The 15,810-nt window shown below is 38.2% G+C and carries 15 protein-coding genes and 1 pseudogene; 3 read left to right on the top strand and 13 right to left on the bottom strand.

The genetic code is table 11. From position 1 onward, the window contains the following. Positions 1-4: 4 nt before the first annotated feature. The 12 genes from H4J38_RS08275 to yceD form a co-directional block, all read right to left on the bottom strand. The gene (locus H4J38_RS08275; protein ID WP_182131322.1) at positions 5-337 is read right to left on the bottom strand and encodes a PilZ domain-containing protein; all 333 of its coding nucleotides are present in this window, start codon (positions 335-337) and stop codon (positions 5-7) included. Continuing rightward, positions 334-1,326 carry a DNA polymerase III subunit delta' gene (locus tag H4J38_RS08270; RefSeq protein WP_182131320.1) on the bottom strand — a complete coding sequence of 331 codons (993 nt, stop codon included), beginning with the start codon at positions 1,324-1,326 and terminating at the stop codon, positions 334-336. The genes H4J38_RS08275 and H4J38_RS08270 overlap by 4 nt, the downstream gene beginning before the upstream one ends. A gap of 324 nt (positions 1,327-1,650) precedes the next feature. After that, on the bottom strand, positions 1,651-2,286 hold the full coding sequence (tmk, locus tag H4J38_RS08265; protein WP_182131318.1) for a dTMP kinase: 636 nt from the start codon (positions 2,284-2,286) through the stop codon (positions 1,651-1,653). 159 nt (positions 2,287-2,445) lie between these two features. Next, entirely contained in the window at positions 2,446-3,483 is a 1,038-nt protein-coding gene (gene mltG / locus H4J38_RS08260; protein ID WP_259365448.1) for an endolytic transglycosylase MltG, read from the bottom strand. A gap of 23 nt (positions 3,484-3,506) precedes the next feature. Beyond that, entirely contained in the window at positions 3,507-4,304 is a 798-nt protein-coding gene (gene pabC, locus H4J38_RS08255; protein WP_220465484.1) for an aminodeoxychorismate lyase, read from the bottom strand. A gap of 114 nt (positions 4,305-4,418) precedes the next feature. Beyond that, complete coding sequence (gene fabF, locus H4J38_RS08250) at positions 4,419-5,651, bottom strand: beta-ketoacyl-ACP synthase II (RefSeq protein ID WP_182131314.1); 1,233 nt, start codon at positions 5,649-5,651, stop codon at positions 4,419-4,421. A gap of 165 nt (positions 5,652-5,816) precedes the next feature. After that, complete coding sequence (acpP, locus tag H4J38_RS08245) at positions 5,817-6,050, bottom strand: acyl carrier protein (RefSeq protein WP_077286054.1); 234 nt, start codon at positions 6,048-6,050, stop codon at positions 5,817-5,819. Between the two features lie 165 nt (positions 6,051-6,215). After that, entirely contained in the window at positions 6,216-6,950 is a 735-nt protein-coding gene (gene fabG / locus H4J38_RS08240; RefSeq protein WP_182131312.1) for a 3-oxoacyl-ACP reductase FabG, read from the bottom strand. 5 nt (positions 6,951-6,955) lie between these two features. Then, a complete protein-coding gene (fabD, locus tag H4J38_RS08235; RefSeq protein WP_182131310.1) occupies positions 6,956-7,891 on the bottom strand; it encodes an ACP S-malonyltransferase in 936 nt (311 codons plus the stop codon). Between the two features lie 133 nt (positions 7,892-8,024). After that, a complete protein-coding gene (gene plsX / locus H4J38_RS08230; protein ID WP_220465483.1) occupies positions 8,025-9,050 on the bottom strand; it encodes a phosphate acyltransferase PlsX in 1,026 nt (341 codons plus the stop codon). Between the two features lie 15 nt (positions 9,051-9,065). Then, positions 9,066-9,236 (bottom strand): 50S ribosomal protein L32, encoded by a 171-nt coding sequence (gene rpmF, locus H4J38_RS08225; protein WP_182131308.1) that lies wholly within the window; start codon positions 9,234-9,236, stop codon positions 9,066-9,068. Between the two features lie 33 nt (positions 9,237-9,269). Continuing rightward, positions 9,270-9,785 (bottom strand): 23S rRNA accumulation protein YceD, encoded by a 516-nt coding sequence (gene yceD / locus H4J38_RS08220; RefSeq protein WP_182131306.1) that lies wholly within the window; start codon positions 9,783-9,785, stop codon positions 9,270-9,272. 119 nt (positions 9,786-9,904) lie between these two features. On the opposite strand from yceD, the gene H4J38_RS08215 reads away from it, so the two are divergent. Beyond that, entirely contained in the window at positions 9,905-10,492 is a 588-nt protein-coding gene (locus tag H4J38_RS08215) for a nucleoside triphosphate pyrophosphatase (protein WP_182131305.1), read from the top strand. A gap of 181 nt (positions 10,493-10,673) precedes the next feature. Here the strand turns inward: H4J38_RS08215 and rluC are convergent, their stop codons facing one another. Continuing rightward, entirely contained in the window at positions 10,674-11,636 is a 963-nt protein-coding gene (rluC, locus tag H4J38_RS08210; protein WP_182131303.1) for a 23S rRNA pseudouridine(955/2504/2580) synthase RluC, read from the bottom strand. A gap of 638 nt (positions 11,637-12,274) precedes the next feature. Between rluC and rne the strand changes: the two genes are divergently transcribed. Both rne and H4J38_RS08200 read left to right on the top strand, forming a co-directional pair. Then, positions 12,275-15,331 carry a ribonuclease E gene (gene rne / locus H4J38_RS08205; RefSeq protein ID WP_182131301.1) on the top strand — a complete coding sequence of 1,019 codons (3,057 nt, stop codon included), beginning with the start codon at positions 12,275-12,277 and terminating at the stop codon, positions 15,329-15,331. Between the two features lie 122 nt (positions 15,332-15,453). Beyond that, positions 15,454-15,810, top strand: a pseudogene (locus H4J38_RS08200) (IS3 family transposase); the annotation flags it as partial.

Here is a 15,810-nt window from a genome sequence, read left to right as displayed (position 1 = left end):
TTTTTTACATGGATAAAGTGGGCTCTGAAGAATTCAATAAACGCCCTATCGACTTATCAATTTGATTTCGAATATGGTCAGGGTCTTCGACAAAGCTAACGCCTATTCCTGCAGGTGTACCATTTTGCGCTCCTATGGGTGTTATCCAAGAAACTTTACCCTTGATGTGAGAAGGCTCTAATGAATCGGGTAATGTAACGATTAAGTTCACGTCAGTTGATAATTCGAAGTGTTCCGTAGTGCGCACAAATAAACCACCATTTTTCATAAACGGCATATATGATTGATATAAATCACGATCTGAAATAAATTCAAGTGTTATGTTTTCCAAAATCATCCCTCTATTTTTTGCTTGTTGTTTTGTACAGCAACGCTAATATCTACAAGTAGTTTTTCACTTAAAAACTGTCGATTAACTTGCACTAATGTTTTTAACTTAGCATTGGCAGCTTGCACTAAATTATAGACTTGCCATAACTGTTGTTTGTTGATGCTGTTAACTTGACCATTTTTACTATCTGCTATTGGCCAACCCCACTGTTCGCGCATTAAATTAACCAGAATTTTCTCTAACCATCGAAAGCCTTCACGACGTTCAACCAATATGTCGAGTATCTCTGCACGATATTGATGAGTGCATAAATAGTGTTTGACCTTATCACGAAAAACCACAAATGCAACGGCGGTTTCTTCATCTGTTAATTCGTTAAGATGGCTGAGGTTTACAAAAGCGTCATCACCTTGTTGGTTAAATTCAGCCAAAAGCTTTTTACCTACTGGTGGGCGTATTTCAAATTCATGACAACGACTAATAATAGTAGGTAGCAGTAAGTCACTGCTTTGTGTTGTTAGAATAATAAAACTATCAGATGTTGGCTCTTCCAAGGTTTTTAATAACGCATTAGCCGCTGATATAGTCATAGTATCAGCATGATTCACCAATGCGGTTTTCGCTGTACCTATATGAGCCGTTCTCTCAAAAAAATGGCCCAATTTACGTATTACGTCTACGCCAATGGTATTTTTATCATTCACAATAGTGAGATGATCTGGGTAACTATCACTTGCAAACAACTTACACGTTTTGCAAAAACCACAAGGCTGAATAATTGATGACGCTACCTTGGTATTTTCTTGGCTGGCTTGGTTTAAATTTTCATTTAAGTTTTGCTCTAGATTTTGGCATAGCAACACTTTGATAAGCCATTGTGCAATATCTTCCTGACCGGCACCGTTAACACCAGAAAATAATAAGGCATGAGGAAGTTTGTTTTCGCGAATTTGTCGCGATAATTGCTGTTGAAGTGCAAGTAACCAAGTTTTCATCTTATAGCCTTTGTTGGCAAAAATAACAGCCTCAAGCGCTGTATTATCATTATCTAGCACCTGTGATTTTGATTAACATCAATTATATCGTTTCTATCTCGCGCTTTCATTAAACGAATAACATTGTGTTTGTCAAAAAATTAAATAGTTTTACGTAAATCTACAAAGCAAGACTAACAACGAACAATCAGTGTTAGCGACTTAAAATTTAAAACCGTTAACTTCACTTTGTGCTGCTTTAATTAAATTTGCCTAATAAGTGCCGTACTTAATAAAGATTAAAATACGCAAGTTTAAAATAGCAAATATAAGATATTTGGATAATTAACTGTGCTGTAAAATTAAAGCATCGATGACCTTAATCACATCACTCAAAACTAATGCTTTAGATTGCGAAGCATCAATAATTTCAAAACGCTCAGGTTTAGCTTTTGCTTGAGTTAAATAACCATTTCTTGCCTTGACAAGAAAGTCTAATTTTTCATCTTCTAAACGGTCTAGCCCTTCACCACGGCTCTTAACTCTTTTCAAGCCTTCAATGGGGTCTAAATCTAAAATGATATTCATATCAGGCACAAAACCATTCAATGCTAAATCATTTATTTTCATAATGCTTGGTAAATCGATGCCTCTAGCGTAGTGTTGAAAACTAAATGTCGCCGCGTCAAATCTATCTGAAATAACTATTTGGCCTGCTTTTAGTGCAGGATTAATTTTTTCTTTAATATGTTGCGCTCGGCCAGCGCCAAATAGCATTAATTCAGTCATATCGCACATTTCTGGTGTTGAGGGATCAAGAATAATATCTCGAATTTTCTCACCAATTTTTGTACCGCCAGGCTCTCTCGTTAAAACAACGTCTAAACCTTTTGATGCGATATATTTTTCGACTTCATTAATAACCGTTGTTTTTCCAGCACCATTACTACCATCAAAAACAACCATAAAACCTTTTTTCATATAATGTCTCAATTTTTAATCGCTAATTTAACGCTTATATTAATTACAAATTATTAAGTATATCTGACCGCTAGCGCTATGATATAACTTAATATGATAAAATTTTTATCAGTAATTATTTTCAAAACAAGCTAATCAATAAGAGCAAGGGATTAACCTTTACTTTTTATTACGCTGATATTTTGTCACTGCACGATTATGATCGGCTAAGTTCGTTGAAAATATGTGCTCTCCTGCGCCATTACTAACGAAATACAAGTAATTACTTAACTCAGGATTTAATGCGGCTTGTAGCGCTTGTGCACCGGGTAAAGCAATCGGTGTAGGTGGTAAGCCTTTTATCTTGTATGTGTTGTAAGCGGTTTTTTCTCGTAAGTGTGCGTAGGTTATATCACCTTGGTAACGTTCACCTAAACCATAAATTACTGTAGGATCTGTTTGTAAACGCATTCTCTTATTTAAGCGATTAACAAATACCGATGCAATACGAGGGTGCTCAGTATGCCGGCCACTTTCTTTTTCAATGATAGACGCCATGATGAGCGCTTGATACGGCGATTTATAAGGTAAATCTGCAGCTCTATTATTCCACTGTATATCCAGTGCGCTTTGCATTTTTTCATAGGCACGTTTAATTATACTGATATCTGCAGTATCTTGAGTAAATGCGTAGGTATCAGGAAACAGCCATCCTTCTGGATTATCTTGCGCTATTAATAATTTTTTTGCGATAGCTGCGGGTGTTAAATTCGCAAGTTGATGAGTAACATGTTGATGCTCTGCTAACAGCGCCAACACTTGCTTAAATGTGCTACCTTCGATAAAGGTAATCGAAAATTGATGTTCTTTGCCTGACACCACTAAATTAAGTAGATCTACAGTGCGTATATTCGCTTCTACCTGATAGGTCCCTGACTTTATATGGCTATTTTTAGGATTAAATTTAGCATAAATACGTAACCAGAGACGATCTTGCAACCACCCTTTATTGACCAGTTGCTTTGTAAAAGCATTAAATGAAGTACCGGGCTTAATCGTAATAAATTCACTTTGCTTGATGTTTAATTGTTGCTGAACTTTCATATCTGATATGAAGATAACGACAACAATCGCCAAGATACTTAATAGCACTGAAAGAGTTAAAGTCATTAGGGTGCGTCTAATCAACAAGGGTAAACTTAGAAATTTTTTTTTCATCTTTATATTATAACATCCAAGGTTTATGCATGAGCTTTTATGCTTTTAACGCGTGAAATATCCAATGGTTGACCATTAAAAATTTTAACCGGCACTATACCTAAAATAGCGTTAGTAATAAACATGGCATCAATATTATCCAATTGAGCAAGTGAATAATGCCCTTGTTGAATTTCCACATTATTTAGCAAAATATTTGCCCGCATTAAGCCTGCTACACCGGCAGTATTTAAAATGGGGGTTTGCCATTCCCCTGCTTTTAACCAAAATACATTCGCACTACAACATTCAATTACACTGCCATTGATATCGCAGACAAGTAAATCATCCTCTGGGCGTTTGTCTAATTCAGCTCTTAGCATCACTTGCTCTAGGCGGTTTAGATGTTTTAAGCCAGCAAGCATAGGGTTAATACCCAGCTTTTGCTCACTAATTCCGAGAGATATACCGTGTTTTTGCCATTGAGGATAAATTTTTGGATAATCATATACTGATACAATGACTTTTGCCTGCTCTGCACCATGGCGTGAATAACCTCGACCTCCGCTACCACAAGTAATAATAACTTTAACGATACCAATGTTAATGCCCGCACTGATTTCACTCATACTGACTTTTAAAGCATTTATGTCAAATTTAGGTAAGCCCAATTGCTGGCTTTGTACTACCAAACGATTGAGGTGCTGCGCTAACATAGCTACTTCGCCATCAATAATTAATGCGGTGGTAAAACAGCCATCACCATAGGCTAAACCGCGATCATAAATTGATATCGAGTCAGCTTTTTGTCCATCTACTAAACTTAACGCCATAATTGCCATAAAAAAAGCCTGAATACAGAGTTAAGTATTCAGGCTTAAGCATTTGAATTCAAGCTGTATTAAAATAAAAAGACTATTTTATTAAATAATGTCAGCTTATATACAAATAGTTGATTAAACTTTTTTAAAGATTAACGAGCCATTTGTGCCACCAAAACCAAATGAATTACACAAAACGTAATCTAAATTCGCATCTCGTGCAGTATGAGCAATATAATCAAGATCACAGCCTTCATCAGGGTTATCTAAATTAATGGTCGGCGGCACAGCACTATTCACTAATGCTTGTATGCTGAAAATTGCTTCAATAGCGCCTGCAGCTCCAAGTAAATGACCGGTCATTGATTTCGTTGACCCAACCATCACTTTATAGGCGGAATCACCAAATACTGATTTAACGGCATTGGATTCAGCAATATCACCTGTCGGTGTTGAGGTGCCATGAGCATTAATATAGCCAATTTTAGCCACATCAACTTTCGCATCATTGATTGCATTTTTCATTGCTAAAGCCGCACCTGCACCATCAGCTGGCGGTGAGGTCATATGATACGCATCACCGCTCATACCAAAACCTGCTAGTTCAGCGTAAATTTTTGCACCTCGCGCTTTAGCATGCTCATACTCTTCAAGCACAAGCACACCGGCGCCATCACCCAAGACAAAACCGTCACGGTCCTTATCCCATGGGCGTGAAGCTTGCTGCGGAGCATCATTACGCGTTGACATTGCGCGGGCAGCACCAAAGCCACCCATTCCTAATGGTGTTGACGCTTTCTCTGCTCCACCAGCAATCATAGCGTCAGCATCACCATAGGCAATCATACGGGCCGCATGGCCGATATTATGCACACCACTAGTACAAGCGGTAACTATTGAAATATTTGGGCCTTTCATACCGAACATTATTGATAAATGACCAGCAATCATATTGATAATGGTAGAAGGTACGAAAAATGGTGATAACTTACGAGGACCACTTTTTAACAATTTAGCATGGTTTTCTTCAATAAGGCCTAAACCACCGATACCTGAACCGACAGCAACACCGATACGTTGGGCATTTTCTTCAGTAATTTCTATACCAGAATCTTTAATAGCTTGCACACCAGCTGCAACGCCATATTGAATAAATAAATCCATTTTTTTGGCTTCTTTACGAGCCATATAGTCTTGTGAATCAAAATCTTTTACTAGACCGGCAAACCGCGTTGGATACCCAGTGGTATCAAAATGCGTAATGTCAGATATACCACTTTTGCCAAGTAGTAAATTTTGCCAGGTTGATTCAGGGCTGTTGCCTAAAGGGCTAAGCATGCCAAGACCGGTAACTACAACGCGTCTCATGAGATGTGCTGACTCCGATAGAATTGAATATAAGCGGTGTTTTATTTTAGCGTACTGATCACTTAATTTTACTTAAGTTAAGAGTATGCTTTTAAATATTTTCAAACTATAAAAACAAATCAGGCGGTAATTAAACCGCCTGAAATTAATCACATTCGTTTGTTATTACTGGTTAGCAGTAACGTAATCGATTGCAGCTTGAACAGTTGTAATTTTTTCAGCTTCTTCATCAGGAATTTCAGTATCAAATTCTTCTTCTAATGCCATTACTAATTCAACGGTGTCTAAAGAATCTGCACCTAAGTCGTCAACAAAAGAAGCTTCAACTTTAACTTCGTCTTCGCTTACACCAAGTTGCTCAATAGTTATTTTTTTTACGCGTTCTTCGATAGTACTCATTTATTTTTCCTTTACTAAAAAATACAATTTTTCAAAATTGTGTGTAGTTTATTCGTCAAAAGCCAACCATGCAAGCTTCTAATTTTAATTTTTTGCTGGTCTAACCTGTTGACTGTATATAATTTATTCGAATTTATCACAAAACTGCCAATAAGCTAAACTATGTTATACCATGTACATGCCGCCATTTACGTGCAATGTTTCACCCGTAATATATGCCGCAGAATCAGATGCTAAGAAAGCAACTGCATTCGCAATTTCTTCAGGTTTACCTAAACGATTTGCCGGAACTTGAGCAAAAATGCCTTCTTTTTGTTCATCCGTCAATGTTTGTGTCATATCGGTATCAATAAAACCCGGTGAAACTGTGTTAACGGTTATGCCACGAGAAGCTACTTCACGGGCTAATGATTTAGTAAAACCAATTAATCCAGCTTTTGCTGTCGCATAGTTAACCTGGCCAGCGTTACCCATTGAACCAACAACTGAACCGATATTAATAATACGGCCATTACGTTTCTTCATCATCGCGCGCAATACCGCTTTACTGATTTTGAAGACTGACGTTAGGTTAGTATTAATTATATCATTCCATTCGTCATCTTTCATACGCATCATTAAGTTATCACGCGTTATACCTGCGTTGTTAACTAAAATATCCACCGCACCATATTTTTCTTTGATAATATCAAACATAGCACTGATAGAGGCATCATCAGTAACATTTAATACTAAACCTTGCCCTTCACCTAAATATTCACTGATATTAGCTGCACCGTGTTCAGATGTTGCCGTACCAATGACATTACCGCCTAACGCTTTAAGTTGAGTTGCAATTGCTTTACCTATGCCACGACTTGCACCTGTCACTAAAATGACTTTACCTTCTAATGAAAACATATTTTTTACTCTACTGATTCTAATGCTTTAGTTAACGACGCACTGTCATTAACAGATTGACAACTTATGGTTTTATCAATGCGTTTTAATAAACCTTGTAATACTTTACCTGGCCCGGCTTCAATTGCAATTTCAATACCCTGTTGCCCTAAATACTCAATTGTTTCGGTCCAGCGAACTGGGCTATATAATTGTTTGATTAATGCTAATTTTATCGCTTCAACCGAACTTTCAGTGGCAACATCAACATTATTAACCACTGGGATGGTAGGTTCGTTAAAGGTAACGTTATTAAATTCTACAGCTAACTTTTCTGCTGCATCTTTCATTAATGCACAATGTGACGGCACACTTACAGGTAAAGGAAGTACGCGTTTCGCCCCTGCTTCTTTACATAATATCCCTGCACGCTCAACTGCCGCTTTATGACCTGCAATAACCACTTGGCCAGGCGAGTTAAAGTTAACTGCTGATACAACGTCATCATTTGCTGCTTTTAAGCAGGCATCAATAATAATGGCATCCTCTAAACCTATAACGGCGGCCATTGCACCAACACCTTCAGGTACCGACGCCTGCATGAATTCGCCGCGTTTCTCAACGAGCTTAACAGCATCAGCTAAAGATAACACCCCTGCACAAACTAACGCAGAGTATTCACCTAAACTATGTCCAGCTAACAATTTAGGTGTTGCTGATGAATTAGCATGCCAAACACGCCAAATAGCAACACTCGCTGTTAATAGCGCAGGTTGAGTAAAGTTTGTTTGGTTTAACTTTTCAACAGGTCCTTGTTGAACCAATTGCCATAAATTGTAACCTAGTGCTGCAGATGCTTCTGAAAAAGTACTTTGTACTACTTCATGTTCAGCAAAGTCTGCCAACATAGCTAGAGATTGTGAACCTTGACCGGGAAAGACAAACGCTAAATTATTTTGCATTATTTGACCTAATTAGTTTTAATTTTTAACTGCACCAGCGTAAATCATGACGTGATTTAGGCTGCCGTACTTTGTTAAGCTTATATTTATCTATTACTTAGGTATATAAACATCAAGTACCACCCAAATATTATTATTTGTGGCACAAACTCTGTTCAAGCTTATCTTTAATTTTGCTTGGTACTTGCCGATCAACCTCGGTAATCGCTTCAATAATAGCGGTATAAAAAGCCGTTACATTAGCATTACCATGACTTTTCACCACAATACCGCGCAATCCTATCAAACTTGCGCCGTTATACTGGTCGGGGTTCATGGGTTTAAACAGTTTTTTTAAGGTTCGTGACAACAATTTGCCCATAATTTGCGCTAAAAAGTGTTTTTTGATAATTTCTTGTAGTTGTGTGTAGACCATTCTTGCCACACCTTCACAAGTTTTCAGTGCTACATTACCAACAAAGCCGTCACAAACAATCACATCAGCTTTGTTGGTAAAAATATCATTACCTTCTATAAAGCCAATATAATTAATATCGTCATTTGCCTGCAAATAACTCGCGGTTTGTTTTATGTGATCACTGCCTTTATTATCTTCTGCACCCATATTCAACAACGCAACTTTAGGGTTTTCAATACCATCGACTTCTTTTGCCATTACTGAGCCCATAATTGCAAATTGGTATAACACACTAGAATCACAAAAAACATTTGCGCCTAAGTCCAACATAAATACATGCTGTTCAGGATCGTTACTAGGTAATGCAGAGATCAGTGCGGGGCGTTCAACACCAGGTAAGGTTTTTAGAACAAAATGAGCCATTGAAAACAACGCCCCCGTATTGCCAGCACTAACACAAGCCTGAGCTTGACCGTCATGAACTAAATCTAGGGCTTTGCGCATTGATGACTGTTTTTTATTACGTAAGGCGAAAATAGGCTTGTCATCCATTTCAACAACTTGAGTTGTCGGGAATAAGGTTATTCTTGGATGAGGATAAAATTGTTTTTTTGAAAGCTTTTCAACAATGACAGTTTCGTCACCGCACAGTAATAAGTGAAGATTGGGGAAGTTTTCTATTGCGAGCATTGCCGCAGAAAGTGTTACGTGGGGGCCTTGATCGCCCCCCATAACATCTAACGCAATGGTTAGATTAATCAAGGTAATCGTTACAGATTACTTATTGATTACTTTAACACCTTTGTAAAAGCCATCAGCTGTTACATGGTGACGACGATGAGTTTCACCAGATACTGGATCTGTTGATAAATGCGTTGTCGTTACTGCGTCATGTGAACGGCGCATGCCACGTCTTGAACGAGACTTTTTGCTCTTTTGAACTGCCATTGCCTACTCCTAAAAATCGGTTATTAGCTAAAATTAACTACTTAAGTTTTTTAATACATCAAATGGATTCGGTTGTTCTAGCTCTTCAGGCAATTTACCCCAAACACTATCAGCCGGAGACTGACAATCTTTGATTGGATGCCTTGGAATTAAAGGAATAGCGAGTAAAAACTCATCTTCCACTAACTCTAGCAAGTTAACTTCACCATTTTCATCTAATTCAATTGCGTCATAATATGACGGCAACTCAGCTTCAGCTTCAACGTCTTTCACTGGACTAAAAGTAAAACTTACTTCTAATGCCAACTCGAACTCTTCAGTACATCGCTGACAAGTTAATGCAACTGTTGCCGATGAGGTACCTGATATTACTATCAAACCCTGTTCATCCACATCAAAGTTAGCATTTACTTGGACCTGCTCACATCCTGTATTACACACAGCAAGCAATCTATTCATCCCAGATACTTCAAAGTATCCGTCACACACTAACTTTCGTTGTGCGCTTCTAGATGGGTCTATCGTTATCGGGAGTTTAAGATTTTTCATAAGGCGCGCATAATAAAGTGCCTACCGGCCTGTGTCAAAAGAAAAATAGCTAAATTTGTTTAAAAATTAAAGATAGGCCATATATTAACAGTAATCTGTTTATATTTTGAGTGATATTAATGAAAAAACTTGTTTTAGGCTCCACTTCTCCTTTTCGCAAAGAAATTTTAGCTAAACTTAATATTCCCTTTGACTGTGCTAAACCTAACATAGATGAAAGCCCTTTTGAAAACGAATCACCTATTGCATTGGTTGAACGCTTAGCAATTGAAAAAGCAAAGGCCGTTGCAGTTGAATTTCCTGATGCCTTGATAATAGGCTCAGATCAAGTAGCCATGTGTGATGGTGAAATTCTTGGAAAACCGCATAATTTTGAAAACGCCGTTAAGCAGCTTGAAAAATTTAGCAATAAAACCGTCGCCTTTTATACCGGCTTATGTGTCTATGATAGCGGTTTAGATTACACAACCGCCTTAATAGAGCCTTTCTTGGTGCATTTTAATGAGCTTTCGCACAGCGATATTGAAAACTACCTTCACGCAGAACAACCTTATAATTGTGCGGGCAGTTTCAAAAGTGAGGGATTAGGTATTTGTTTATTTAAAAAGTTAGAGGGTGATGATCCCAACACCTTAATCGGTTTACCATTGATTAAACTGGTTGAGTTATTAAAGCAACATGGCGTTAATGTTTTAGCTGAGCAGTAAAAGCTAAGCCCAGAGCATTTTAAGACGCAGCATTGAGCAAGTTAAGTTAGTTTAAATTAGCAATAAAAAAAACAGTACCTATATATAGGTACTGTTTAAATTAAATATTTTCAGAGCAGTAAAACAAAACTTATTCTGTGCTAATCATAAATCCTCACTCTACCCAGACCTTGTGATTTAATTACTGATCATCCGCTTTAGTCAATTTTTTTAACAATTTTTCCAGCGAGGGCTCTAAGGGAGCTTCAATTTTAATCCGTTCATTACTTAACGGGTGAATAAATTCAATACTGGCGGCATGCAAGAACAAGCGCTTTAAACCTAAATTTTTCATTTCGTGATCAAAATCTTCATGGCCATATTTTGCATCACAAGCAATCGAATGCCCTTTGGTTTGACAATGCACACGAATTTGATGTGTCCGCCCAGTTACAGGAAAGGCTCTCACAAGCGTTGCATTTTTATAATGTTGCAGTACTTTGAAGCGTGTTTCAGATTCTTTGCCGTTAATATTATCAACCACCACAACCCGCTCACCTGACTTTAAGTCATTTTTCTTTAAACCTTCAGTAACGCGGGTCAATTTAGCAGACCAACGCCCTTTAACTAAAGCATGATAATACTTTTGTACGGTTTTATTTCTTAGTTGCTCATGCATGTGTCGTAATGCTGAACGTTTTTTTGCGACAACTAAACAACCTGATGTATCTCGATCAAGTCGATGTACAAGTTCTAGCATTCGCGCATCGGGTCGCAAAGCTCGCAATGCTTCAATCAAACCGAAACTTAATCCACTACCACCATGCACAGCCATGCCAGAAGGTTTATTGATAACAATTAAACGCTCGTCTTCAAATAATATTTGCTTCTCTAAATTAGCAACAACATTTAATTGTGTAGAAACGGTATTCGTATTTTCTGACACGCGAATGGGAGCAACGCGAATAATGTCTTCATCAACCAACTTATACTCAGGTTTTGTACGCTTTTTATTGACACGAATTTCACCTTTTCGTAAGAGGCGATAAAACATGCTTTTTGGCACACCTTTTAGTGTTTTCATTAAAAAGTTATCGATACGTTGACCCGCATCTTCGCTGTCTACGGTGAAAAATCTAACTTGAGGTTTTGGACTATCTGTCATATCTGTTTTACTAGGAACCATAATTGCCCGCAGTTTAACATATTTTTTTGCTATTACAGGCAATTTAAACGAGGATTTTATTGCCTTATCTATAAATAAAGTGTGATAATAGGATGGTTACCGCTGCATTTCAGCCGTAACAAGTAAAAAGGATGCTTTAAGCGAGACGTAAGAGGCAAATATGCGGCCACGTTAGTATTAGACAATTTTATCAAACATCATTGTCGAGATATTAAAAGTAAGGCCTATTGTGAATTTGACGCGTGTAACTTGTCAAAAACAACACATAAACATATTGTCCGGCGCAATAAAGCGATTATGTAATTAAACAGAAAAAATAAGTCATATTTTCAACCGTTAAATATTAGAAAAACACGATAAAATTATCGAACTAAAATTAACGATGCACTTAATTTCCTGTTGCGCACAGCACACAGTCTGAGCACATAAAGAATCAATTTTACTGTGGTGTTTATCACCTCAGTTATAAAGACAATCAGAATTTTTAACAGCTTGCTGCGTAATATGGCGTAGTAAGATTGACACCCGTGAGGCTGACAAGTTGCTGTTACCATAGCGATAGATTACTTTGTGTTCTAAGCAATGGTGTGTTGTGACTAAAATGAGTCACACAAACTATGAAACGTATGTTAATTAACGCTACACAATCGGAAGAATTACGTGTAGCACTTGTCGATGGTCAACAACTTTATGATTTAGATATCGAAAGTCCTGGTCACGAACAAAAAAAATCAAATATCTACAAAGCAAAAATCACCCGTATTGAACCGTCGTTAGAAGCGGCGTTCGTTGATTACGGTGCTGATCGTCACGGTTTCTTACCTATGAAAGAAATCGCTCGAGAATACTTCCCTAAAGGTTACAGCTTCCAAGGCCGTCCTAATATCAAAGAAGTATTGCGTGAAGGCCAAGAAGTTATCGTGCAAATTGATAAAGAAGAGCGTGGCCAAAAAGGCGCAGCGTTAACTACTTTTATTAGTCTTGCTGGTAGCTATTTAGTTCTTATGCCAAACAACCCTCGTGCTGGCGGTATTTCTCGTCGTATCGAAGGTGATGAGCGTACTGACTTAAAAACATCATTAAGCAAACTTACTCTTCCTAAAGGCATGGGCTTAATTGTTCGTACCGCTGGTGTTGGTAAAGAATATGAAGAGCTTGAATGGGACTTAAATGTTCTATTACATCATTGGAATGCTATATCAGAAGCTGGCGCGAGCCGTCCTGCACCTTTCTTAATTCATCAAGAAACTAACGTTATTTTACGCGCTATTCGCGACTATTTACGTCGTGATATTGGCGAAGTCTTGATTGATCGTCCTAAAATATTTGAAAGTGTTAAAAAGCACATTGAAATTGTTCGTCCAGACTTTTTAAGTAAAGTTAAACTTTACAGCAATGACGTACCTTTATTTACCCATTATCAAATTGAAACGCAAATAGAAACAGCCTTTCAACGTGAAGTACGTTTACCGTCTGGCGGCTCAATTGTTATTGACCCTACAGAAGCACTAACATCAATTGATATTAACTCTGCCCGAGCAACTAAAGGCGGAGATATAGAAGAAACAGCATTTAATACTAACTTAGAAGCTGCTGAAGAAATTGCACGCCAATTACGCTTGCGCGATTTAGGTGGTTTAGTGGTAATCGATTTCATCGATATGACCCCTGTTCGCCACCAACGTGAAGTTGAAAATAGAATGCGCGATGCGGTGAAACAAGACAGAGCTCGCATTCAATTAGGTCGTATCTCACGTTTTGGCTTACTTGAAATGTCGCGTCAGCGTTTACGCCCTTCTATTGGTGAAACTAGCCAAGGTGTTTGTCCTCGTTGTAGTGGTACTGGTCATGTTCGTGGTGTTGAATCATTAGCATTGTCAATTCTACGTTTAATGGAAGAAGAAGCCATTAAAGACAATACACAACAAGTTCAAGCGCAAGTACCTGTGCCTGTTGCAACGTATTTATTAAACGAAAAACGTCGTTCTGTATTTCATATTGAAAAACATCACAGCGTAAATATTCTTATTATCCCTAATCCGAATATGGTAACGCCGCAATATGAAGTTATTCGCGTAAGAAATGACGAAGGTATTGAAGAAGCTAGCTACGATATGGCTATTAAGCAAGCCGTGCCTGAAGAAGCAATAATGCCGAAGTTTGATAAAGAAATCAGCAAACGTGTAGAACCTTTACTACAAGGCATGTCATCGCCTAAACAAGCGCCTAAGAAGCAAGAGCCCGCGCCGGTTGTAGAGAGTAAAGCTGAATCAAAAAGCTTAATCACAGGTGTGGTTTCTTGGGTTAAAGCACTTTTTGCTGCAGAAGAAAAAGTAGAAGTTAAACCGGCTCCCAAAAAGGCTCCAGAGAGTAATACTAGAAATAGTGAACGTCGCCCACAAAGAGCTCGCCAAGGTCAACGTCGTAATAATCGTAATGACTCACGAAATGAAGGTCGCAATGATTCAAGCAATGACTCACGTAACGAAAGTCGTAATGACACACGTAATGACAAGCGTAAGCCTCAAGAAGTCAGCGATGATAGTGCTAATAAACAAAGCAATGCAACACCTACAACCGCTAAGCCTCAAAAAGAACGTGTTCAAAAGCCTAAAGAAGAAAAGGTAGCTGAGCGTCGTCAACGTCGTAACAATCGTAAAAAAGTGCGTGTTAATTCTGATGTTAAAAACAATACGCATGTTGAAGATGTAAAAGTTGAAGCTGCAGCCCCTGTAAGTAATGTTGTTGATACAAGTACAGTTGACACCATTCAAGTTGAAAATTCAGCGGTAGTAGAAACAACGAATAACGTCGAAACCGTCACTGTAGAGCAAACAGCTAACACAGCAAAAGATGAGCAACAACGTCCAAGAAGTCGTCGTTCTCCTCGTCATATGCGAGCTCACGGCCAACGTCGTAGACAAAGTGCAGAAGCAGGCGAAGTAAGTACTGAAATTACTGAAGATCCAGTTACTGCTCGTTACCCTGAGCAAAATGCAACTTCATCTGATACTACTTTAAATGAAGTTACTGAGTCAGCGCCGACTGTAGAACAAGTTCAAAAAGTTCACGCTGAGATATTAACTGAAGTTATTAATAACCCAGAAAATGAAGTTCAACAAAACTTACCTTTTGATGAGCCTGCAAAAACTGTTATTAAAGCTGATGAAGAAGTTAATGAACAGCCGATAAAAGTAGAGGCTGAAACGACTAAAACAGACACAACACCTACTGTTGAAGAAATAGCACCAAAGGCTGCGGTTGATGTTGTAGACACTAAAATGGAAGAACAAGTATCTATCGAGCAACCTGTTGCCACAACAGCACCAGAGCTTGTGGTAGAACCTGCTAAAGTAGAAACTTCAACAAGCATAGAAACTGTTGCAGAGGTAGTTGAAGATACGCCAGCAGTAACCGTTGATGAAAAACCAAAGAAAGTACGTGCTAAAGTTAAAAACATTAAGCGTCAAGTTAAAGCTGCAGCAACTAAAACATCAGGTAAAGCATCGGCACCAATGACAAAGCCTGAAACCATTATTAGTAATGGTGTTATTCCAAGTGATTTCGTAGAGAAAGCGCAAAGAACATCACATACTGTATCTGGTAAGTCAGCACTTGTTTCGCAAGTTACTAGCCGAAACTCAGCGGGTCCAACTAAACCGACACTGGGTTAAGTTGTTCCGTTACTCTTCTATGTAAATTTGAAGAGCTAAAAAAAGCCAATTGCATAATGCAATTGGCTTTTTTATTTTCTATGTCCCGTCCTGAAATGTGTTTACACATTTAGGACTTTAAAATGAAAAGCTCAATTACTACAGGCACCAAACGTTCACAACGTGATTATACGTTAGGCTTTAAATTAGCAGTCATAGAGCAAGTTGAAAAAGGCGACTTAACTTATAAACAAGCTCAAAAGCATTACGGGATCCAAGGACGAAGTACTGTACTCGCCTGGCTCCGAAAGCATGGTAAACTTGATTGGTCGCAACCCATATGTATGCCAAACATGCCTAAATCAAAAGAAACTACAGCCCAACAAATCAAACGGCTTGAACGTCAACTTGAAACAGAGCAAATGAAGAATGTTGTGCTCAATAAAATGGTTGATGTGATGGATAAGGAGTATGGTGCTGGTCTAAGAAAAAAGTACTTA

This window comes from Colwellia sp. BRX10-3, from assembly GCF_014077505.1.
Lineage (GTDB): Bacteria > Pseudomonadota > Gammaproteobacteria > Enterobacterales > Alteromonadaceae > Cognaticolwellia.
This window is presented reverse-complemented; position numbering and strand designations above follow the sequence as displayed.